A 19323-nucleotide genomic window follows, 5' to 3' on the forward strand; every position below is an offset into this window, starting at 1 on the left:
TTTTGAATGATCTCTACCTTGCGACGTGGCCTGTTGGTGTTGCTTGCGGCACTGCCACTGCTGGCGAATGCTGCACCTGGGCAGTCGGCACACGACCTGATTCAGGACACCACGAACCGGATGCTGGCCGATCTGTCGGCCAATAAAGAGAAGTACAAGCAGGATCCGCAGGATTTCTATGCCGCGCTGAACAGCATTGTTGGTCCGGTGGTGGATGCCGAGGGCATTTCCAAAAGCATCATGACCGTGAAGTATTCGCGCAAGGCCACGCCTGAGCAGATGCAGCGCTTTCAAGAGAACTTCAAGCGTGGACTGTTCCAGTTCTACGGCAACGCTTTGCTCGAGTACAACAACCAGGGCATCACCGTTGATCCGGCCAAGGATGAGTCAGGCGATCGCACCAGCGTCGGCATGACTGTCAAGGGCAGCAACGGCGCGATCTATCCTGTGCAGTACACGCTGGAGAAGATCAACGGCGAGTGGAAACTGCGCAACGTGATCATCAACGGCATCAACATCGGCAAGCTGTTCCGTGACCAGTTCGCCGACGCGATGCAGCGCAATGGCAACGACCTGGACAAGACCATCAATAATTGGGCTGGCGAAGTGGCCAAGGCCAAGGAAACCACCGAGAAAGCTGCCGAGAAGCCAGCGCAATGAATGAGGCGGCAGTTCGTATGAGTGACGTCGACGAGCTATTGCTCAGCGGAGTGCTGGACTATCGCACAGGTCCCGACCTGCGCAAGGAAGGCCAGAAGCTGATCAAGTCCAGCCAGGCGGCATCGCTGGTGATCGATTGCTCGGCAGTGAAGAAGTCCAGCAGCGTCGGCTTGTCCTTGCTGCTGTGCTTCATGCGCGATGCCCAGGCGGCCGGCAAGGCCGTCAGCATCCGCGCGATGCCGGAAGACATGCGCGAAATCGCTCAGGTCAGTGAACTGACCGAGTTGCTGGCGCACCCCTGAACCCGCATCGATAAACAAGCCCCCCGTCAGAGTCCTGCCAATGCGGGGTTCGCAGGCGCGGGGCTTTTTTGTATGATGTCCGACCCGTGCGCACAGGGCGCCGATTGAGGTTGAGCATGCAGGCCGTAGAAGTGAAGAGCTTCCTTGAAGGAAAGCTGCCAGGAACGCAGGTGGAAGTTGAAGGCGAAGGCTGCAACTTCCAGCTGAACGTGATTAGTGATGAACTGGCGGCGTTGAGCCCGGTCAAGCGTCAGCAAAGCATCTATGCCCATTTGAACCCTTGGATCGCCGATGGCAGCATCCACGCGGTCACTATGAAATTTTTCAGCAGCGCGGCCTGGGCCGAGCGCACCTGAGCCCTAGGGCGTCGAGATTCTTATGGATAAATTGATTATTACCGGTGGCGTTCGTCTTGATGGCGAAATCCGTATCTCCGGGGCGAAGAACTCCGCCCTGCCGATTCTGGCTGCCACCCTGCTGTGCGATGGCCCGGTGACCGTTGGCAACCTGCCGCACCTGCACGACATCACCACCATGATCGAGCTGTTCGGTCGCATGGGCATCGAGCCGGTGATCGACGAGAAACTCAGCGTCGAAATCGACCCGCGCACCATCAAGACCCTGATCGCGCCGTACGAGCTGGTGAAAACCATGCGTGCCTCGATCCTGGTACTGGGCCCGATGGTTGCGCGTTTCGGCGAAGCCGAAGTCGCCCTGCCTGGCGGTTGCGCCATCGGTTCGCGTCCGGTTGACCTGCACATCCGTGGCCTCGAAGCCATGGGCGCGGTGATCGACGTCGAAGGCGGCTACATCAAGGCCAAGGCGCCTGAAGGCGGCCTGCGCGGCGCAAGTTTCTTCTTCGATACCGTCAGTGTGACCGGTACCGAAAACATCATGATGGCGGCTGCCCTGGCCAAAGGCCGCAGCGTGCTGCAGAACGCTGCGCGCGAGCCAGAAGTGGTTGACCTGGCGAACTTCCTCAACGCCATGGGCGCCAAGGTTTCCGGCGCCGGTACCGACACCATCACCATCGATGGCGTCGAGCGTCTGGGTTCGTGCTTCTACAAAGTCATGCCTGACCGTATCGAGACCGGCACCTACCTGGTGGCCGCTGCGGTCACCGGTGGCCGTGTGAAGGTCAAGGACACCGACCCGACCATCCTCGAAGCCGTTCTGGAAAAGCTCCGTGAAGCCGGCGCTGAAGTCACCAGCGGTGACGACTGGATCGAGCTGAACATGCACGGCAAGCGCCCGAAAGCGGTCAACGTGCGCACAGCGCCGTACCCGGCGTTCCCGACCGACATGCAGGCGCAGTTCATTTCGCTCAACGCCATTGCCGAAGGCACCGGTGCAGTGATCGAGACGATCTTCGAAAACCGTTTCATGCACGTGTACGAACTGCACCGCATGGGCGCCAAGATCCAGGTCGAAGGCAACACTGCGATCGTTACCGGTACTGAAGTCCTGAAGGGCGCGCCAGTGATGGCCACCGACCTGCGTGCTTCGGCCAGTCTGGTGATCTCGGCACTGGTTGCTGAAGGCGACACCCTGATCGACCGCATCTACCACATAGACCGTGGTTACGAGTGCATCGAAGAAAAACTGCAGATGCTGGGCGCCAAGATCCGTCGCGTTCCGGGCTGATTGCTGCATGCGGGCACAGGGACGTGTCCACTGAATTTGTTTCGAGTCGAGCCGGTATCCGGCTCGATGTGTGTCCGGCGCCGATTGCGACCGGGCATGAGTACCTTGATAAGGACTGACGTTTCCCATGTTGACCATCGCACTGTCCAAGGGCCGCATCCTTGACGACACTCTGCCGCTTCTCGCTGAAGCGGGCATCGTGCCGACCGAGAATCCGGACAAGAGCCGCAAGCTGATCATCCCCACCACTCAGGATGACGTACGTCTGTTGATCGTGCGTGCCACCGACGTGCCGACCTACGTCGAGCATGGCGCGGCCGACCTTGGCGTCGCCGGTAAAGACGTGTTGATGGAATACACCGGCCAGGGCCTGTACGAGCCGCTGGATCTGCAGATTGCCCAGTGCAAGCTGATGACCGCCGGCAAGATCGGTGCGCCGGAACCCAAGGGCCGTCTGCGCGTGGCGACCAAGTTCGTCAATGTCGCCAAGCGTTACTACGCCGAACAGGGTCGTCAGGTCGATATCATCAAGCTCTACGGCTCGATGGAGCTGGCGCCGCTGATCGGTCTGGCCGACAAGATCATCGACGTGGTCGACACCGGCAACACCCTGCGCGCCAATGGCCTGGAACCTCAGGAACTGATCGCCATGATCAGCTCGCGCCTGGTGGTCAACAAGGCTTCGATGAAGATGCAACACGCCCGAATCCAGGCGTTGATCGATACCCTGCGCAACGCAGTGGAATCGCGACACCGCGGCTGATGTACCTGCGCGACCCCTGGTCGCGCCGTCTATCCGCCTCATAGCCAGAATTCTCAGGTGCCCAAGCGGATCGAATGATAGTTTCGGGCGCCTGAGTTTTTGCCATTCCTATGAGGCTCTCGCTATGACCGCACCGACTGCAATTCGCCGACTCAACGCTGCTGACCCGGATTTCGCGCATCATCTGGATCATCTGCTGAGCTGGGAAAGTGTGTCTGACGACTCGGTCAATCAGCGCGTGCTGGACATCATCAAGGCGGTGCGCGAGCGCGGCGACGCGGCGCTGGTCGAGTTCACCCAGAAGTTCGACGGCCTCGAAGTCGCCTCGATGGCTGACCTGATCCTGCCGCGCGAGCGCCTGGAACTGGCCCTGACTCGCATCACTGTGGCGCAGCGCGAAGCGCTGGAAAAAGCCGCGGCGCGGGTGCGCAGCTACCACGAAAAACAGAAACAGGACTCCTGGAGCTACACCGAAGCCGACGGCACCGTGCTCGGCCAGAAGGTCACACCATTGGATCGCGCCGGCCTGTATGTGCCGGGCGGCAAGGCGTCGTACCCGTCGTCGGTGCTGATGAACGCGATTCCGGCCAAGGTCGCCGGCGTGGCCGAAGTGGTCATGGTCGTGCCGACCCCGCGCGGTGAGCTCAATGAGCTGGTGCTGGCGGCGGCGTGCATTGCCGGTGTTGACCGAGTGTTCACCATCGGCGGCGCGCAAGCGGTTGCCGCGCTGGCTTACGGCACCGAAAGCGTGCCGCAGGTGGACAAGGTCGTCGGCCCGGGCAACATCTATGTCGCCACCGCCAAACGCCACGTGTTCGGTCAGGTCGGCATCGACATGATCGCCGGCCCGTCGGAAATCCTTGTGGTGTGTGACGGCCAGACCGATCCGGACTGGATCGCCATGGACCTGTTCTCCCAGGCCGAGCACGACGAAGACGCGCAGGCGATTCTGGTCAGCCCGGATGCCGAATTCCTCGACAAGGTCGCCGCCAGCATCGACAAACTGCTGCCGACCATGGACCGCGCAACCATCATCGAAACCTCGATCAATGGCCGTGGTGCGTTGATTCACGTGAAGGACATGGCGCAAGCCATCGAAGTCGCCAACCGCATCGCCCCGGAACACCTTGAGTTGTCGGTCGCCGATCCACAAGCCTGGCTGCCGCAGATCCGTCACGCCGGCGCGATCTTCATGGGCCGCCACACCTCCGAAGCGCTGGGCGATTACTGCGCCGGTCCGAACCACGTGCTACCGACCTCCGGCACTGCGCGGTTCTCCTCGCCGCTGGGTGTGTACGACTTCCAGAAACGTTCGTCGATCATCTTCTGCTCCGAGGCCGGTGCTTCCGAGCTGGGCAAGACCGCTTCGGTGCTGGCCCGTGGCGAATCGCTGAGCGCCCACGCGCGCAGCGCCGAATACCGCATCATTGACGACAAGCAGGGGAACTGAACATGAGTAAATTCTGGAGCCCGTTCGTCAAGGATCTGGTGCCGTATGTGCCGGGCGAACAGCCAAAGCTGACCAGACTGGTCAAGCTCAACACCAACGAAAACCCCTACGGCCCGTCGCCAAAAGCCCTGGCGGCGATGCAGGCCGAACTCAACGACAACCTGCGTCTGTACCCGGATCCGAACAGCGATCTGCTGAAAAATGCCGTCGCCAACTACTACGGCGTGCAGAGCAATCAGGTGTTCCTCGGCAACGGTTCGGACGAAGTGCTGGCGCACATCTTCCACGGTCTGTTGCAACACGAGCAGCCGCTGCTGTTCCCGGATATCAGCTACAGCTTCTATCCGGTGTATTGCGGTCTGTACGGCATTCAGTTCGATGCCGTGCCGCTGGACGCGCAGTTCCAGATCAACCCCGCGGACTACGCCAAACCGAATGGCGGGATCATTTTCCCCAATCCGAACGCACCGACCGGTTGCCTGTTGGCGCTGGAGGCGGTTGAGCAGATTCTCCAGGCCAGCCCGGATTCGGTGGTCGTGGTGGACGAGGCTTATATCGACTTCGGCGGCGAAACCGCGATCAGTCTGGTGGATCGTTATCCGAATCTGCTGGTGACCCAGACCCTGTCCAAGTCGCGCTCGCTGGCCGGCCTGCGCGTCGGTCTGGCGGTGGGGCACCCGGATCTGATCGAGGCGCTGGAGCGAATCAAGAACAGCTTCAACTCCTATCCGCTGGATCGCCTGGCGATTGTCGGCGCGGCGGCGGCGTTCGAGGATCGCGAGTACTTCGACAAGACCTGCCGTCTGGTAATCGAGAGCCGTGAATGGGTGATCGCGCAATTGCAGGCCAAAGGCTTTGAAGTGCTGCCGTCGGCGGCGAACTTTATCTTCGCCCGGCACCCGCAACACGATGCTGCGGGGCTGGCGGCCAAGCTGCGCGAGCAGGGCGTGATCGTGCGTCACTTCAAACAGGAGCGGATTGCCCAGTTCCTGCGGATTTCGATTGGTACGCCGGAGCAGAATCAGGCGCTGATCGACGGCCTGGGCGACCTCTAAACCGCCTTCGCGAGCAAGCCCGCTCCCACAATTAACCGCGTCTCTTCAGATGGAGCACGGTCATATGTGGGAGCGGGCTTGCTCGCGAATGGAGCGCCATCAATATCAATGTCCTACTCGTGATGCGGCTCACCGAGGAACGTCAGCGAGGTAAACAACCCGCGACTATCCACATCAGCACTGCCCTTCACCGGCACCTCCACCTGCGCGGCAATCACGTTCAACCCTTCATTACGCACCAGCACTTGCGCACGACCGTCCTTGTCAGTCTCGGTGCTCAAGGTATTCGGCGCACTGCGATAGTCACCGATCAACTTCACCCCCGCCGCCGGTTTGCCATCAAGCAACACCCGCACCGGCAATGATTGCCCCGGCCCGACCGTCAGCGGATCGACTTCCGGCAGAATCAGCAATTTGATCTGATCAAGCTTGGGCAACTTGGCCCCCGGCTGATAAATCGCCAGGCTGTACTTGAACGTCTCGGTGGCTTCGACAGCGCCCGGCACTTTGCTGCGCCCCTCATTGATCCATTTTTTGTCAGCGGTTTGCGACCACATACCGTTGTTCAACGCCACTGCCAGTACCGCCGGCGTTTTCAGAGGTTTCAGGCGAGCTTGATCAGGCAGGCGCTCAACGCTGACCGGAATCATTTTTCCGCCCGCGTCATAGGCCCAGGCACCGCTGATTTTCTGCGCCTTGAAGGCATTGTCTTCGGCGCCGTGGCCGTAGATCACTTCGATGTTGCCGCGCCGTTGTTCGGTCCACAGGCCGTGGGCCGAGGCCTGAGTGGCGAACAGGGCGGCGATGATCAGCAGGGTTTTGCCGTATTGCATGGTGACGTCCTTTTACAGGTTGAGTGTCAGGCTGACGGTGAAATTGCGCGGCTCGCCGGGGTTGACCCAGTAATTGCTGTAGGAGCGCTCGTAGTATTTTTCGTCGAAGAGGTTGTTCAGATTCAGACCAACCGTGACGTTGTCGCTGGCCTTGTAATGGGCCAGCAGATCGACGGTGTGATAGGCCGGCATTTCAAAATCACCGCCGGCTTCACCAGAGCGATCGCCGACGTAGGTGAACGCCGCGCCGACGTCCGAGCCGCGCAAATGGCCGTCCTGAAACTCGTAGACGCCGAGCAGGCTGCCACTGCGCTTGGCCACACCAAGGATGCGGCTGCCGGTCGGGATTGCCGCGTCGCCCTTGGTCACTTCAGCGTCGATGTAAGCGAAGGCACCAATCACCCGCACGGCATCGGTCACTTGCCCGGTCACTTGCCAGTCGAAACCGCGACTGCGCGCCTTGCCCATCGCGCGGCTGGTGTCGGTGCCCGGGTCGAGGGCGAGGACGTTCTCCTTGTCGATGTGGAAGAAAGCGAGGGTGCTGTTCAGGCGCTCGTCGAACAGTTCGTTCTTCATGCCGATTTCGTAACCGACACCTTCTTCGGGATCGAAGGATTTGCCGGAGGCGTCTAAGCCGTTATTCGGTTTGAACGAGGTCGAGGCGTTGGCGAACAGGCCGGTGTTCGGCGTCAACTGATAGAGCAGGCCGGCGCGTTGGGTGAGGGCGTCGTGAGTCTGCTGGCTTTTGGCATTGCGGGTGTGATCGTCGATGCGTTGATCAAAGTGCTCGAAGCGTGCGCCGATCATCCCGCGCAGTTTGTCGGTGAAGATGATTTGATCCTGCAGGTTCAGTGCGTGGCTTTCGACGTGTTCGAAGAAGTCATTACCCGAGCGTGGGCCGTTGGGTTTCGGTTGGCCGTAAATCGGCTTGTAGATGTCGATGGCGTAGGGACCGCCAGCGATAGTTGTGACGCGTTCGTTCTTGCGGAAGTTCTCGTATTCGGTGCCGATCAGCAGTTCGTGCTGCCATGGGCCGAGGTCGAACAGACCGCGCAGCTCCAATTGGCTGATGCTGTCGTGCCAGTTAGTGTCCCGTTCACGGTAACGTCGGTTGACCGTGTGACCATCGGCGTTCAGCGCACGACTTTCAGACGCGTCGCCCCACAGTTTGCCTTCCTTGTAGTGGCTGGCCAGACGCAGCTTCCAGCTGTCGTTAAGGTGATGTTCGAGGGAGGCCTGGAGCAGGTTGTTGTGGTTGTCGATGTTGCCGTCGTTCGGTTCACCGAGGAAGGTCGAGCGCGAAACGCCGCTCCATGTGTTGTTCGGCGCGACGATTCCTCGGTCGAACGTGGAGTTGTGCCGGACGATTTCGCTTTCCACCAACAACGAAGTGTCCGGGCTCAGTTGCCAACTGATCGAAGGTGCGACGAATACCCGCTGGCTGTCGACGTGATCACGGAAGCTGTGGTTGTCTTCGACCGCCAGGTTGATCCGTGAGAGCACATCACCCTGCTCGTCGAGCGGCGTGTTGACGTCCAGTGCCGTGCGATAACGATCCCAGCTGCCAGCGCTGGTCTGCAGAGTGGTGAACGCTTCGGGCTGCGGTTTTTTGGTGACGATGTTCACCGTGCCGCCCGGATCGCCTCGGCCATACAGGCTCGCGGCCGGGCCTTTGAGGACTTCGATGCGCTCCACGTTGGCGGCGTCCGGCGTGCTCGGATAGCCGCGATTGGCGCTGAAACCGTCCTTGTAGAACTCCGAGGTGGTGAAGCCGCGCACGCTGTATTCGTACAGCGTCAGGCCGCCAAAATTGTTCTGCTTCGACACGCCGCCGGCAAACTCCAGTGCGCGTTCGACACTGGTGCTGCCCAGATCCTTGAGCACGCTGGCCGGCACCACGCTGATCGCTTGGGGAATGTCGCGGATGGCGATATCGGTTTTGGTTGCGCTGGCGGAGCGCGTCGCGCGGTAGCCGCTGACCGGCCCGCTGGGGGATTCATAATCGGAAGTGACGCTGATGGCGTCGAGTTCGAGGGGTTGCGGATCTTCGGCGAAGACCGGATCGCCCAGCAGGCCGAGGGTCAGGCCAAGCAGTGAAGCCTTTTTTCGAGACGACATGTTATGTTGTTCCAATCGTTATATTGAAACAATATAACATGCCTATTGAGAGTGTCTTTCATTCGCGCACTTTGGCGCGAATAAAGTTTTACTCTTGTTCTTTCACCGGAGCCGGCGGCGGACGCAGGCCGATTTCTGCGGTCAACTTCAGCTCTTTGCCGTTGCGCATGACCTGAATCGTGACCTTGTCGGTCGGCTTGATCCGCGCCACCTGGTTCATGGACTTGCGGCCATCGCCGGCCGGTTCGCCGTCGATGCTCAGAATCACGTCACCCAGTTGCAGGCCGGCTTTCTGTGCCGGGCCATCGCGGAAGATCCCCGCCACGACAATCCCCGGACGCCCGGACAGGCCAAACGACTCGGCCAGTTCCTGGGTCAGCGGCTGCACTTCAATACCGAGCCAGCCACGAATCACCTGACCGTGCTCGATGATCGACTTCATCACTTCCATCGCCAGTTTGACCGGGATCGCAAAACCGATGCCCTGTGAGCCGCCGGACTTGGAGAAGATCGCCGTGTTGATACCGGTGAGGTTGCCGTTGGCATCGACCAGCGCGCCGCCGGAGTTGCCCGGGTTGATCGCCGCGTCGGTCTGGATGAAGTCTTCGTAGTTGTTCAGGCCCAACTGGTTACGCCCGGTGGCACTGATGATGCCCATGGTCACGGTCTGGCCGACGCCGAACGGGTTGCCGATGGCCAGCGCGACATCGCCGATGCGGATGCTGTCGGAGCGGCCGACGGTGATCGCCGGGAGGTTTTTCAGATCGATCTTCAGTACCGCGAGGTCGGTTTCCGGATCGCTGCCGATCACCCGGGCGAGGGTTTCGCGACCGTCCTTGAGCGCCACCACGATCTGATCAGCACCGGTGGTCACGTGGTTGTTGGTCAGAATGTAGCCTTCCGGGCTCATGATCACGCCGGAACCGAGGCTCGATTCCATACGCTTTTGCTTCGGCGAGTTGTCGCCGAAGAAACGCCGGAACTGCGGATCTTCAAACAGCGGGTGCGCCGGTTTGTTGATGACCTTGGTGGTGTAGAGGTTCACCACCGATGGCGCAGCGATGCTCACCGCATCGGCATAGGACACCGGCCCCTGCTGCACGCTGGTGGTTTGTGGGGCCTGTTGCAGGTTGACGTCGAGGCTCGGCAGCCCGACCCACTGCGGGTAACGCTGAATAATCAACAGAGCGATAAGCACACCGGCCAACAGCGGCCAGCCGAAAAAACGCAGCGCCTTGAGCATTAAGCACGTCCTGGAAAAGTTGCAGGCGGGGGCAGACCGCCCATAATGTCGCGCATTATACGAGGCCAAGCGCGCCTCTGAACGGGATTTTCAGGAGTCTTTCATGGCCGTCGCCCTCAGCACCCTCGTCGAAGAAGCCGACCGTTACCTCGGCAGTGCAAAAATTGCCGATTATTGCCCCAACGGCCTGCAGGTCGAAGGCCGTCCGCAAGTGATGCGCATCGTCAGTGGCGTCACTGCCAGTCAGGCGCTGCTCGACGCGGCGGTGGAGGCCGAGGCCGAGGCCGATCTGATACTGGTGCATCACGGCTATTTCTGGAAAGGCGAGAACCCGTGCATCACCGGCATGAAGCAGCGGCGCTTGAAGACTTTGCTCAAGCACGACATCAGTCTGCTCGCCTATCACTTGCCGCTGGATCTGCATCCGGAGGTTGGCAATAACGTGCAACTGGCGCGGCAACTGGACATTACCGTTGAAGGGCCACTGGATCCGGACAACCTCAAAATTGTCGGACTGGTTGGCTCGTTGAATGAGCCGATGACTGCGCGTGACTTCGCCCGCAAGGTTAAAGACGTCATGGGCCGCGAGCCGCTGCTGGTCGAGGGCAGTGGGATGATTCGTCGGGTCGGCTGGTGCACCGGTGGCGGGCAGGGCTATATCGATCAGGGTGTGGCGGCGGGTGTTGATCTGTTCCTTAGCGGTGAAGCCTCCGAGCAGACCTTCCACAGCGCGCGGGAAAACGACATCAGCTTCATCGCCGCCGGCCACCATGCCACCGAGCGCTACGGTGTGCAGGCACTGGGCGACTATCTGGCGAAGCGCTTCGCTCTCGAACACATCTTCATCGATTGTCCGAACCCGATCTAAGGCTAAACCTCATTTCAGTGTGGGAGCGGGCTTGCTCGCGAATGCGGTGGTTCAATCAGCAGCGATGTTGAATGACACACCGCTTTCGCGAGCAAGCCCGCTCCCACAGGAACAGCATTGCCCGGCCGAACTGGCAGGCATATTCATATGCCCTTTCGATCTAGTAGGCGTCCTGATTAGAAGAGGTCGCTGTGCTAGGATTCCCCGCTCGAACACGGCCCGCTGGCCGTTCATAAGAAAGCTTTCGTGAGTAGCCATGGTCGACAAACTGACGCATCTGAAACAGCTGGAGGCGGAAAGCATCCACATCATCCGCGAGGTGGCCGCCGAGTTCGACAACCCGGTGATGCTGTACTCCATCGGTAAAGACTCCGCCGTGATGCTGCACCTGGCACGCAAGGCGTTCTTCCCGGGCAAACTGCCGTTTCCGGTGATGCACGTCGACACTCGCTGGAAATTCCAGGAGATGTACAAGTTCCGCGACAAGATGGTCGAAGAGCTGGGCCTGGACCTGATCACCCACATCAACCCCGATGGCGTGGCGCAGAACATCAACCCGTTCACCCACGGCAGCGCCAAGCACACCGACATCATGAAGACCGAGGGCCTCAAGCAGGCGCTCGACAAGCATGGTTTCGACGCCGCGTTCGGCGGCGCCCGTCGCGATGAAGAGAAGTCCCGCGCCAAAGAGCGCGTGTACTCGTTCCGCGACAGCAAGCACCGCTGGGACCCGAAAAACCAACGCCCTGAGCTGTGGAACGTCTACAACGGCAAGGTCAACAAGGGCGAATCCATCCGTGTGTTCCCGTTGTCGAACTGGACCGAGCTGGACATCTGGCAGTACATCTACCTCGAAGGCATCCCGATCGTGCCGCTGTACTTCGCCGCCGAGCGTGAAGTGATCGAGAAGAACGGCACGCTGATCATGATCGACGACGAGCGTATCCTCGAACACCTGTCCGATGAGGACAAGGCACGCATCGTCAAAAAGAAAGTGCGTTTCCGTACCCTTGGCTGCTACCCGTTGACGGGCGCGGTGGAGTCCGAGGCCGAAAGCCTCACGGACATCATTCAGGAAATGCTCCTGACGCGAACTTCCGAGCGCCAGGGCCGGGTCATCGACCACGATGGCGCAGGCTCGATGGAAGACAAGAAACGTCAGGGTTATTTCTAAGGGGTTGTCATGTCGCACGCATCTGATTTGATCAGCGAGGACATCCTCGCCTACCTGGGCCAGCACGAACGTAAAGAGCTGCTGCGCTTTTTGACCTGCGGTAACGTCGATGACGGCAAGAGCACCCTGATCGGGCGCCTGCTGCACGACTCGAAGATGATCTACGAAGATCACCTGGAAGCCATCACCCGCGACTCGAAAAAAGTCGGCACCACCGGTGACGACATCGACCTGGCGTTGCTGGTCGACGGCCTGCAGGCCGAGCGTGAGCAGGGCATCACCATCGATGTCGCCTACCGCTATTTCTCCACCGCCAAACGCAAATTCATCATCGCCGACACCCCTGGCCATGAGCAGTACACCCGCAACATGGCCACCGGTGCGTCCACCTGTGACCTGGCGATCATCCTGGTCGACGCCCGTTACGGCGTGCAGACCCAGACCCGTCGCCACAGCTTCATCGCATCCTTGCTGGGCATCAAGCACATCGTCGTCGCCATCAACAAGATGGACTTGAAAGACTTCGATGAAGGCGTGTTCGAGTCGATCAAGGCTGATTACCTGAAGTTCGCCGAAGGCTTGAAGATGAAGCCGACCAGCATGCACTTCGTGCCGATGTCTGCTCTCAAGGGCGACAACGTGGTGAACAAGTCCGAGCGCTCGCCTTGGTACAAAGGTCAGTCGCTGATGGAAATTCTCGAGACCGTGGAAGTGGCGGGCGACCGCAACTTCACCGATCTGCGTTTCCCGGTGCAATACGTCAACCGTCCGAACCTGAACTTCCGCGGTTTCGCCGGCACGCTGGCCAGCGGCATCGTGCACAAGGGCGACGAAGTCGTGGTACTGCCGTCGGGCAAGAGCAGCCGCGTCAAATCCATCGTCACCTTCGAAGGTGAGCTGGAGCAGGCCGGCCCGGGTCAAGCGGTGACGCTGACCATGGAAGACGAGATCGACATCTCCCGTGGCGACCTGTTGGTGCATGCCGACAACGTGCCGCCGGTCACCGACAGCTTCGAAGCGATGCTGGTGTGGATGGCTGAAGAGCCGATGCTGCCGGGCAAGAAGTACGACATCAAACGCGCGACCAGTTACGTGCCGGGCTCGATTGCCAGCATCGTCAACAAGGTCGACGTGAACACCCTTGAAGAAGGCCCGGCGAGCGCGTTGCAGCTCAACGAAATCGGCAAGGTGAAGATCGCGCTCGACGCGCCGATCGCCCTCGACGGTTACGACAGCAACCGCACCACCGGCGCGTTCATCGTCATCGATCGTTTGACCAATGGCACCGTCGGCGCCGGCATGATCGTCGCTCAGCCGGTGGCTCACGGGACTGCTTCGCACCACGGCAAACTGGCTCACGTTGCCACTGAAGAACGTGCCCAGCGCTTTGGCCAGCAACCGGCCACCGTGCTGTTCAGCGGCCTGTCGGGCGCGGGCAAGAGCACGCTGGCGTATGCGGTCGAGCGCAAGTTGTTCGACATGGGCCGTGCGGTGTTTGTGCTGGATGGTCAGAACCTGCGTCACGACCTGAATAAAGGTTTGCCGCAGGATCGTGCCGGCCGCACCGAGAACTGGCGGCGTGCTGCGCATGTGGCGCGTCAGTTCAACGAGGCTGGTCTGTTGACCCTGGCTGCGTTTGTGGCGCCGAGCGCGGAAGGTCGCGAGCAGGCCAAGGATCTGATCGGCAAGGAGCGTCTGCTGACGGTTTATGTGCAGGCCTCGCCGGCGGTGTGTGCCGAGCGTGATCCGCAGGGCTTGTATGCTGCGGGTGGCGATAATATTCCGGGTGAGTCCTTCCCGTATGACGTGCCGCTGAATGCCGATCTGGTGATCGACACGCAGTCGCTGTCGCTGGAAGAGAGTGTCAAGCAGGTGCTGGATCTGCTGCGTAAGCGTGGCGCGATTTAAGTTTTAGCCGGAAATGAAGGCCCGCGGATGAGTGATCATCGGCGGGCTTTTTTATTGTGGGTCATTTGGTTTTCGGCGGTGGCGGCTTTTGGGCCGGCCATGCTCTTGGGGTTTTGGGTGTATATCCGTTGCTGCGGTAACGGCCTGCTAAGGTTCCGCCCTTACGGCGGGTCACTTTGGCAAAAGCCGGAGTGCCGGCCCAGCCCAAAGTAACCAAAGGGCTTTACCCTGACGTTCGGCCCTCGCCTAGGCTCGGGTTCCTTCGCTCCGGGATTCATCCGGGGGCAGCGCCTACGGTTTGCTTCGCTGCACCTCCTCTCGCTGTGTTTGGCTGCGCCAAACGGTCGCTGCGCTCCCACCCCCGGATAAATCCCTCCACTCAGCCTGCCGACGGGCCCTGAGATCAAAAGCTTTACTCGAGCTAACGCTCATCGTGTTGAGTGGGGCGGCTTCGCCGCAGGGGCAGCACGCAATCTGAACTGTAGGAGCCAGCCTGCTGGCGATGGCGGCCTACGAGCCGACCAATTTCAAACTGAACACCCCCAATCCCACTGTGGGAGCGGGCTTGCTCGCGAAGGCGGCCTGACACCCGACCAAGCTCTAACTGAATGCACTCCATCCAACTGTGGGAGTGAGCCTGCTCGCGATAGCGGTGTGTCATTCAACATGGGGAGTGGCTGATCCACCGCTATCGCGAGCAGGCTCACTCCTACAGGGGATTAGCGTTTGTCCGGGAATTCGCGGTGCATCTGTTCCAGCAGCGCATCTTTGTCCTGCCAGAGCTGATTGATCCAGCCCTGGAATTGCAGGCGATATTCGCCGTCCTGGTCGTAGTTCTTGCCGATGAAGGCCGGCGGGATTTTCAGTTCTTCAAAGTGCACCACCACGTCGCGCACGTTGCCGCACAGCAGATCCCAGAAACCCGGACGCCCGCCGGGGTAGTGAATGGTCACGTTGACGATCGACTCCAGTTGCTCACCCATCGCGTCCAGCACAAAGGCGATGCCACCCGCCTTGGGCTTGAGCAGGTATTTGAACGGCGACTGCTGCTGGGCGTGCTTGCCCTCGGTAAAGCGTGTGCCTTCGACGAAGTTGAAAATTCCCACCGGGTTGTTGCGGAATTTCGCGCAGGTCTTGCGCGTGGTCTCCAGGTCTTTGCCTTTCTTCTCTGGATGCTTTTCCAGATAGGCCTTGGAGTAGCGCTTCATGAACGGGAAGCCCAGCGCCCACCAGGCCAGACCGATCACCGGGACCCAGATCAGCTCCTGCTTGAGGAAGAATTTCAACGGCTGGATCCGGCGGTTGAGCACGTATTGCAGCACCAGAATGTCGACCCAGCTCTGGTGGTTGCTGGTGATCAGGTACGAGTGTTGGTAGTCCAGACCTTGCAGGCCGCTGATGTGCCAGCGGGTGCGGCGCACCAGGTTCATCCAGCCTTTGTTGTTGCTGATCCAGGCTTCGTGGGTGTGGCTCATCAGCCACAGTGAGGCGCGGCGGGCGAGGTCGAAGGGCAGCACTTTGATCAGCGCCACGCAGAACAGGAACGAGCACAGCAGAATCGTATTGAGCGCCAACAGCAGCGCGGCAATCACGCCGCGAATCGGGGCGGGCAGGAAGTCCAGCATTTACACATCCATAGGTCGGTTGGCGGCTTGAATCGCGGTCAGGGCGATGGTGTAGACGATGTCGTCGACCTGCGCGCCGCGCGGCAGGTCGTTCACCGGTTTGCGCAGGCCTTGCAGCATCGGGCCGAGGCTGACGCAGTCGGCGCTGCGCTGCACGGCTTTGTGGGTGGTGTTGCCGGTGTTCAGGTCGGGGAACACGAACACCGTGGCGCGACCGGCGACCTGGCTGTTCGGCGCCAGTTGCCGGGCAACGTCTGCGTTGGCAGCGGCGTCGTATTGCAGCGGGCCGTCGATCAGCAGCGAGTGCTGTTGCTCGTGGGCGAGCAGGGTGGCTTCGCGGACTTTCTCGACTTCTTCTCCCGTGGCGGATTCACCACTGGAATAGCTGATCATCGCCACGCGCGGGGTGATGCCGAACGCTGCAGCCGAGTCGGCGCTTTGCAGGGCGATCTCCGCCAGTTCGGCGGCGCTCGGGTGCGGGTTCATCACGCAGTCGCCATAGACCAGCACTTCTTCGGGGAACAGCATGAAGAACACCGACGACACCAGCGTGCAGCCCGGTGCGGTCTTGATCAGTTGCAGGGCCGGGCGGATGGTGTTGGCGGTGGTGTTGATCACACCGGAGACCAGGCCGTCGACCTCATCCAGCGCGAGCATCATGGTACCGATCACCACGGTGTCTTCCAGTTGCTGTTCAGCCATCGGCGCATTGAGGCTTTTGCTTTTGCGCAGGGCGACCATCGGCTCGATGTAGCGCTCGCGGATCAGGTCCGGATCGAGAATCTCCAGCCCCGGCGGCAACTCGATGCCTTGGGCACGGGCCACGGCTTCGACGTCCTCGGGTTTGGCCAGCAGCACGCAACGGGCGATGCCGCGCTCCTGGCAGATTGCCGCCGCTTGCACGGTGAGCGGTTCGCTGCCTTCGGGCAGGACGATGCGCTTGTTCGCCGACTGCGCCCGTTGTATCAGTTGATAGCGGAACACCGCTGGCGACAGGCGCATTTCCCGCGGGGTGCCGCAGCGCTGGTGCAGCCACTTGGCGTCGAGATGGCTGGCGACGAAATCGGTGATGATCTCCGCACGCTCGCGGTCATCAATGGGGATTTCCTTGTTCAGGCCATTGAGCAGGTTGGCGGTGTCGTAGGAGCCGGTGCTCACCGACAACACCGGCAGGCCGGCCTGCAACGCGCCTCGGCACAAATCCATGATGCGTGGATCGGGCAGGGTGTCGCTGGTCAGCAACAGCCCGGCCAGCGGTACGCCATTGAGTGCCGCGAGGCTGACCGCGAGGATGATGTCGTCGCGGTCGCCCGGGGTCACCACCAGCACGCCGGGCTTGAGCAGCTCGACGGTGTTGCGCATGGTCCGTGCGCAGATGATGATTTTGGTCATGCGCCGGGTTTCGTAATCGCCGGCGTTGAGCACCTGAGCACCCATCAGGTCGGCGACGTCGCGGGTACGCGGTGCATTGAGTTCGGGCTGAAACGGAATGCAGCCGAGCAGGCGGAAATCACCGCTGCGCAGTAATGGCGAATGCTCTTTGAGGCGCGTGGCGAAGGCGTCCATGCTCTCTTCGGTCTTGACCTTGTTGAGGATCACACCGAGGACTTTCGGGTCTTTCGGGCCACCGAACAATTGCGCCTGCAATTCGACGCGGCCGGAGAGCTCGGCGAGCACTTCGTTTTCCGGCGCGGAGACCAGAATCACCTCGGCATCCAGGCTCTTCGCCAGGTGCAAATTGACCCGCGCGGCGTAGCTGGCGCTGCGGGTCGGCACCATGCCTTCGACTACCAGCACGTCTTTGCCGATGGCAGCTTGCTGATACAAGGCGATGATTTCTTCGAGCAACTCATCGAGCTGACCGTCGCCGAGCATCCGCTCGACGTGGGCCAGGCCCAGCGGTTGCGGCGGTTTCAGGCCGTGGGTACGCGCCACCAGTTCGGTGGAGCGCTCAGGGCCGGTGTCGCCCGGGTGCGGCTGGGCAATCGGTTTGAAGAAGCCGACTTTCAGCCCGGCCCGCTCCAGGGTACGCACCAGCCCGAGGCTGATGGAGGTCAGACCCACGCCAAAATCGGTGGGCGCGATAAAAAAAGTTTGCATGCGGATTCTCTAAGGGTGCATGGCAATGGTGGCGATCTATACGTGACCGCCTACCGCAATTCAGTCGCCAAGGTTATCGCTAACCGAGCCTTGTGCGCACCAACCGCAGGCAAAGGGTTGGCCTATTTTTTCAATACGTTGCGCCGGGTCAAGGACCCAGACGCGCGATTGCCATGGCGGCTGATGGCGCAGGTGCTGGGTGTGGCCACAGGAAAGCTCGACGACCCAGTGACCGTCCTCGTCCTGATGGAAGCCGGCAATCGTCGAAACCCGTTTGTCCGGGTTGTGTTCGCTTTCGCGCGATTGCTTCGCTAAACTTGGCCTTTCTATATTCTTTTGCAAAAGGTCTCGCCCCATGCTGATCGCCGCCAATAAGGCTGTCTCCATCGACTATACCCTGACCAACGACGCTGGTGAGGTCATCGACAGCTCCGCCGGCGGCGCACCGCTGGTCTACCTGCAAGGCGCAGGCAACATCATCCCGGGCCTGGAAAAAGCTCTGGAAGGCAAAGCTGTTGGTGATGAGCTGGAAGTTTCCGTTGAGCCAGAAGACGCTTACGGCGAATACGCTGCCGAGCTGGTCAGCACCCTGAGCCGCAGCATGTTCGAAGGCGTTGACGAGCTGGAAGTCGGCATGCAGTTCCACGCTTCGGCGCCGGACGGCCAGATGCAGATCGTGACCATCCGTGACCTGGACGGCGACGACGTCACCGTCGACGGCAACCACCCACTGGCCGGTCAGCGCCTGAACTTCAAAGTGAAGGTCGTTGATATCCGTGACGCCAGCCAGGAAGAAGTCGCTCATGGCCACGTCCATGGCGAAGGTGGCCATCACCACTGATTTTCTGCGCTAAGCTTCGAGTACTGGAGAGGCGCCTGCGGGCGCCTTTTTAGTCCGCGGCTGTCCTTGGCGCTCTCGCCAAGTGGCTGTTTCGAGTAGAACACGGGAATCTGGAGTCCGTCATGAGTGCTTTTCACGACCTTAAGTTGACAGCCCTGGATGGTCAGGAGCTACCGCTGGCGCCTTTCAAGGGCCAAGTCGTGCTGGTGGTCAACGTCGCCTCCAAATGCGGCTTGACCCCACAGTACGCGGCACTGGAAAACCTCTATCAGCAATTCAAAGACAAAGGCTTCAGTGTGCTGGGCCTGCCGTGCAACCAGTTTGCCGGTCAGGAGCCAGGTACCGAACAGGAAATCCAGGAATTCTGCAGCCTGAACTATGGCGTGACGTTCCCGTTGTCGAGCAAGCTTGAAGTCAACGGCCATGATCGTCATCAGCTCTACCGCTTGCTGGCGGGCGAGGGCGCGGAGTTTCCCGGAGATATCACCTGGAACTTCGAGAAGTTTCTGCTCGGCAAGGACGGCCGGGTGCTGGCACGGTTCTCGCCGCGCACGGCGCCGGATGATCCAACGATCGTTCACGCGATTGAAAAAGCGCTGGGCTGAAACAGCAAAATCAAGAGATCGCCGCCTGCTGCAGCTCCTGCAGAGGACTGCTGACGCTGCGATTTTTTCGTTTCTAACCCTTGATCACCCAAATCAATAGTGCTGTTCAAGGCTTGTAACTCTCCATATTATCG

The 19323-nt window shown here is 60.5% G+C and carries 19 protein-coding genes; 12 read left to right on the forward strand and 7 right to left on the reverse strand.

Annotation, left to right across the window (positions count from 1 at the left end; all coding sequences use genetic code 11):
* Positions 1-6: 6 nt before the first annotated feature.
* From AC1RBR_RS04565 to hisC, 7 genes are all read left to right on the forward strand, one after another.
* Entirely contained in the window at positions 7-660 is a 654-nt protein-coding gene (locus tag AC1RBR_RS04565) for an MlaC/ttg2D family ABC transporter substrate-binding protein (protein WP_095139499.1), read from the forward strand.
* Complete coding sequence (locus AC1RBR_RS04570) at positions 657-962, forward strand: STAS domain-containing protein (RefSeq protein ID WP_095139500.1); 306 nt, start codon at positions 657-659, stop codon at positions 960-962. Before AC1RBR_RS04565 ends, AC1RBR_RS04570 begins: the two co-directional genes overlap by 4 nt.
* Before the next feature lie 116 nt (positions 963-1078).
* Positions 1079-1318 carry a BolA family protein gene (locus AC1RBR_RS04575; protein ID WP_007953556.1) on the forward strand — a complete coding sequence of 80 codons (240 nt, stop codon included), beginning with the start codon at positions 1079-1081 and terminating at the stop codon, positions 1316-1318.
* Positions 1319-1340: 22 nt separating this feature from the next.
* Positions 1341-2606 (forward strand): UDP-N-acetylglucosamine 1-carboxyvinyltransferase, encoded by a 1266-nt coding sequence (murA, locus tag AC1RBR_RS04580; protein ID WP_047291321.1) that lies wholly within the window; start codon positions 1341-1343, stop codon positions 2604-2606.
* Between the two features lie 127 nt (positions 2607-2733).
* Positions 2734-3369, forward strand: a complete 636-nt coding sequence (gene hisG, locus AC1RBR_RS04585) for an ATP phosphoribosyltransferase (RefSeq protein ID WP_103369136.1) — start codon at positions 2734-2736, stop codon at positions 3367-3369.
* 124 nt (positions 3370-3493) lie between these two features.
* A complete protein-coding gene (gene hisD, locus AC1RBR_RS04590; protein ID WP_115986700.1) occupies positions 3494-4819 on the forward strand; it encodes a histidinol dehydrogenase in 1326 nt (441 codons plus the stop codon).
* Positions 4820-4821: 2 nt separating this feature from the next.
* Positions 4822-5874 (forward strand): histidinol-phosphate transaminase, encoded by a 1053-nt coding sequence (gene hisC / locus AC1RBR_RS04595; protein WP_492563173.1) that lies wholly within the window; start codon positions 4822-4824, stop codon positions 5872-5874.
* 113 nt (positions 5875-5987) lie between these two features.
* Here hisC and AC1RBR_RS04600 read toward each other — a convergent pair whose 3' ends face one another.
* The 3 genes from AC1RBR_RS04600 to algW form a co-directional block, all read right to left on the reverse strand.
* Positions 5988-6707, reverse strand: a complete 720-nt coding sequence (locus AC1RBR_RS04600) for a DUF4198 domain-containing protein (RefSeq protein ID WP_492563174.1) — start codon at positions 6705-6707, stop codon at positions 5988-5990.
* 12 nt (positions 6708-6719) lie between these two features.
* Positions 6720-8825 (reverse strand): TonB-dependent siderophore receptor, encoded by a 2106-nt coding sequence (locus AC1RBR_RS04605; RefSeq protein ID WP_492563176.1) that lies wholly within the window; start codon positions 8823-8825, stop codon positions 6720-6722.
* 88 nt (positions 8826-8913) lie between these two features.
* Entirely contained in the window at positions 8914-10068 is a 1155-nt protein-coding gene (gene algW, locus AC1RBR_RS04610; RefSeq protein ID WP_115986696.1) for a Do family serine endopeptidase AlgW, read from the reverse strand.
* A 103-nt stretch (positions 10069-10171) separates the two neighbouring features.
* Between algW and AC1RBR_RS04615 the strand changes: the two genes are divergently transcribed.
* The 3 genes from AC1RBR_RS04615 (at position 10172) to cysN (ending at position 14018) form a co-directional block, all read left to right on the forward strand.
* The gene (locus AC1RBR_RS04615; RefSeq protein WP_492563178.1) at positions 10172-10936 is read left to right on the forward strand and encodes a Nif3-like dinuclear metal center hexameric protein; all 765 of its coding nucleotides are present in this window, start codon (positions 10172-10174) and stop codon (positions 10934-10936) included.
* A gap of 256 nt (positions 10937-11192) precedes the next feature.
* Complete coding sequence (cysD, locus tag AC1RBR_RS04620; RefSeq protein ID WP_007912374.1) at positions 11193-12110, forward strand: sulfate adenylyltransferase subunit CysD; 918 nt, start codon at positions 11193-11195, stop codon at positions 12108-12110.
* A 9-nt stretch (positions 12111-12119) separates the two neighbouring features.
* Positions 12120-14018 carry a sulfate adenylyltransferase subunit CysN gene (cysN, locus tag AC1RBR_RS04625; RefSeq protein ID WP_098967229.1) on the forward strand — a complete coding sequence of 633 codons (1899 nt, stop codon included), beginning with the start codon at positions 12120-12122 and terminating at the stop codon, positions 14016-14018.
* A 719-nt stretch (positions 14019-14737) separates the two neighbouring features.
* Here the strand turns inward: cysN and yihG are convergent.
* From yihG to AC1RBR_RS04640, 3 genes are read right to left on the reverse strand one after another with little or no spacing between them, the layout of a single operon-like run.
* Entirely contained in the window at positions 14738-15643 is a 906-nt protein-coding gene (yihG, locus tag AC1RBR_RS04630; RefSeq protein ID WP_047597834.1) for a 1-acylglycerol-3-phosphate O-acyltransferase, YihG family, read from the reverse strand.
* The gene (gene pta, locus AC1RBR_RS04635; RefSeq protein ID WP_095139509.1) at positions 15644-17743 is read right to left on the reverse strand and encodes a phosphate acetyltransferase; all 2100 of its coding nucleotides are present in this window, start codon (positions 17741-17743) and stop codon (positions 15644-15646) included.
* A gap of 60 nt (positions 17744-17803) precedes the next feature.
* Complete coding sequence (locus tag AC1RBR_RS04640) at positions 17804-18130, reverse strand: DUF3565 domain-containing protein (RefSeq protein WP_115986735.1); 327 nt, start codon at positions 18128-18130, stop codon at positions 17804-17806.
* Between AC1RBR_RS04640 and AC1RBR_RS04645 the strand changes: the two genes are divergently transcribed.
* Positions 18099-18584 (forward strand): FKBP-type peptidyl-prolyl cis-trans isomerase, encoded by a 486-nt coding sequence (locus AC1RBR_RS04645; RefSeq protein WP_064586001.1) that lies wholly within the window; start codon positions 18099-18101, stop codon positions 18582-18584. The two genes, AC1RBR_RS04640 and AC1RBR_RS04645, sit on opposite strands and share 32 nt — an antisense overlap.
* Before the next feature lie 122 nt (positions 18585-18706).
* On the forward strand, positions 18707-19189 hold the full coding sequence (locus AC1RBR_RS04650; RefSeq protein WP_095139510.1) for a glutathione peroxidase: 483 nt from the start codon (positions 18707-18709) through the stop codon (positions 19187-19189).
* Here AC1RBR_RS04650 and AC1RBR_RS04655 read toward each other — a convergent pair.
* Positions 19162-19299: a hypothetical protein gene (locus AC1RBR_RS04655; RefSeq protein ID WP_492563184.1), complete on the reverse strand. Its 138-nt coding sequence runs from the start codon at positions 19297-19299 to the stop codon at positions 19162-19164. The genes AC1RBR_RS04650 and AC1RBR_RS04655 overlap by 28 nt on opposite strands.
* Positions 19300-19323: the final 24 nt, after the last annotated feature.

This window comes from Pseudomonas sp. GW823-FHT01D03 (genome assembly GCF_058798255.1).

Bases quoted from the DNA above. Each gene is read 5' to 3' on its own strand.
- AC1RBR_RS04565 (WP_095139499.1), top strand. From the start codon at position 7: ATGATCTCTACCTTGCGACGTGGCCTGTTGGTGTTGCTTGCGGCACTG.
- AC1RBR_RS04570 (WP_095139500.1), top strand. From the start codon at position 657: ATGAATGAGGCGGCAGTTCGTATGAGTGACGTCGACGAGCTATTGCTC.
- AC1RBR_RS04575 (WP_007953556.1), top strand. From the start codon at position 1,079: ATGCAGGCCGTAGAAGTGAAGAGCTTCCTTGAAGGAAAGCTGCCAGGA.
- murA (WP_047291321.1), top strand. From the start codon at position 1,341: ATGGATAAATTGATTATTACCGGTGGCGTTCGTCTTGATGGCGAAATC.
- hisG (WP_103369136.1), top strand. From the start codon at position 2,734: ATGTTGACCATCGCACTGTCCAAGGGCCGCATCCTTGACGACACTCTG.
- hisD (WP_115986700.1), top strand. From the start codon at position 3,494: ATGACCGCACCGACTGCAATTCGCCGACTCAACGCTGCTGACCCGGAT.
- hisC (WP_492563173.1), top strand. From the start codon at position 4,822: ATGAGTAAATTCTGGAGCCCGTTCGTCAAGGATCTGGTGCCGTATGTG.
- AC1RBR_RS04600 (WP_492563174.1), bottom strand. From the start codon at position 6,707: ATGCAATACGGCAAAACCCTGCTGATCATCGCCGCCCTGTTCGCCACT.
- AC1RBR_RS04605 (WP_492563176.1), bottom strand. From the start codon at position 8,825: ATGTCGTCTCGAAAAAAGGCTTCACTGCTTGGCCTGACCCTCGGCCTG.
- algW (WP_115986696.1), bottom strand. From the start codon at position 10,068: ATGCTCAAGGCGCTGCGTTTTTTCGGCTGGCCGCTGTTGGCCGGTGTG.
- AC1RBR_RS04615 (WP_492563178.1), top strand. From the start codon at position 10,172: ATGGCCGTCGCCCTCAGCACCCTCGTCGAAGAAGCCGACCGTTACCTC.
- cysD (WP_007912374.1), top strand. From the start codon at position 11,193: ATGGTCGACAAACTGACGCATCTGAAACAGCTGGAGGCGGAAAGCATC.
- cysN (WP_098967229.1), top strand. From the start codon at position 12,120: ATGTCGCACGCATCTGATTTGATCAGCGAGGACATCCTCGCCTACCTG.
- yihG (WP_047597834.1), bottom strand. From the start codon at position 15,643: ATGCTGGACTTCCTGCCCGCCCCGATTCGCGGCGTGATTGCCGCGCTG.
- pta (WP_095139509.1), bottom strand. From the start codon at position 17,743: ATGCAAACTTTTTTTATCGCGCCCACCGATTTTGGCGTGGGTCTGACC.
- AC1RBR_RS04645 (WP_064586001.1), top strand. From the start codon at position 18,099: ATGCTGATCGCCGCCAATAAGGCTGTCTCCATCGACTATACCCTGACC.
- AC1RBR_RS04640 (WP_115986735.1), bottom strand. From the start codon at position 18,130: ATGGAGACAGCCTTATTGGCGGCGATCAGCATGGGGCGAGACCTTTTG.
- AC1RBR_RS04650 (WP_095139510.1), top strand. From the start codon at position 18,707: ATGAGTGCTTTTCACGACCTTAAGTTGACAGCCCTGGATGGTCAGGAG.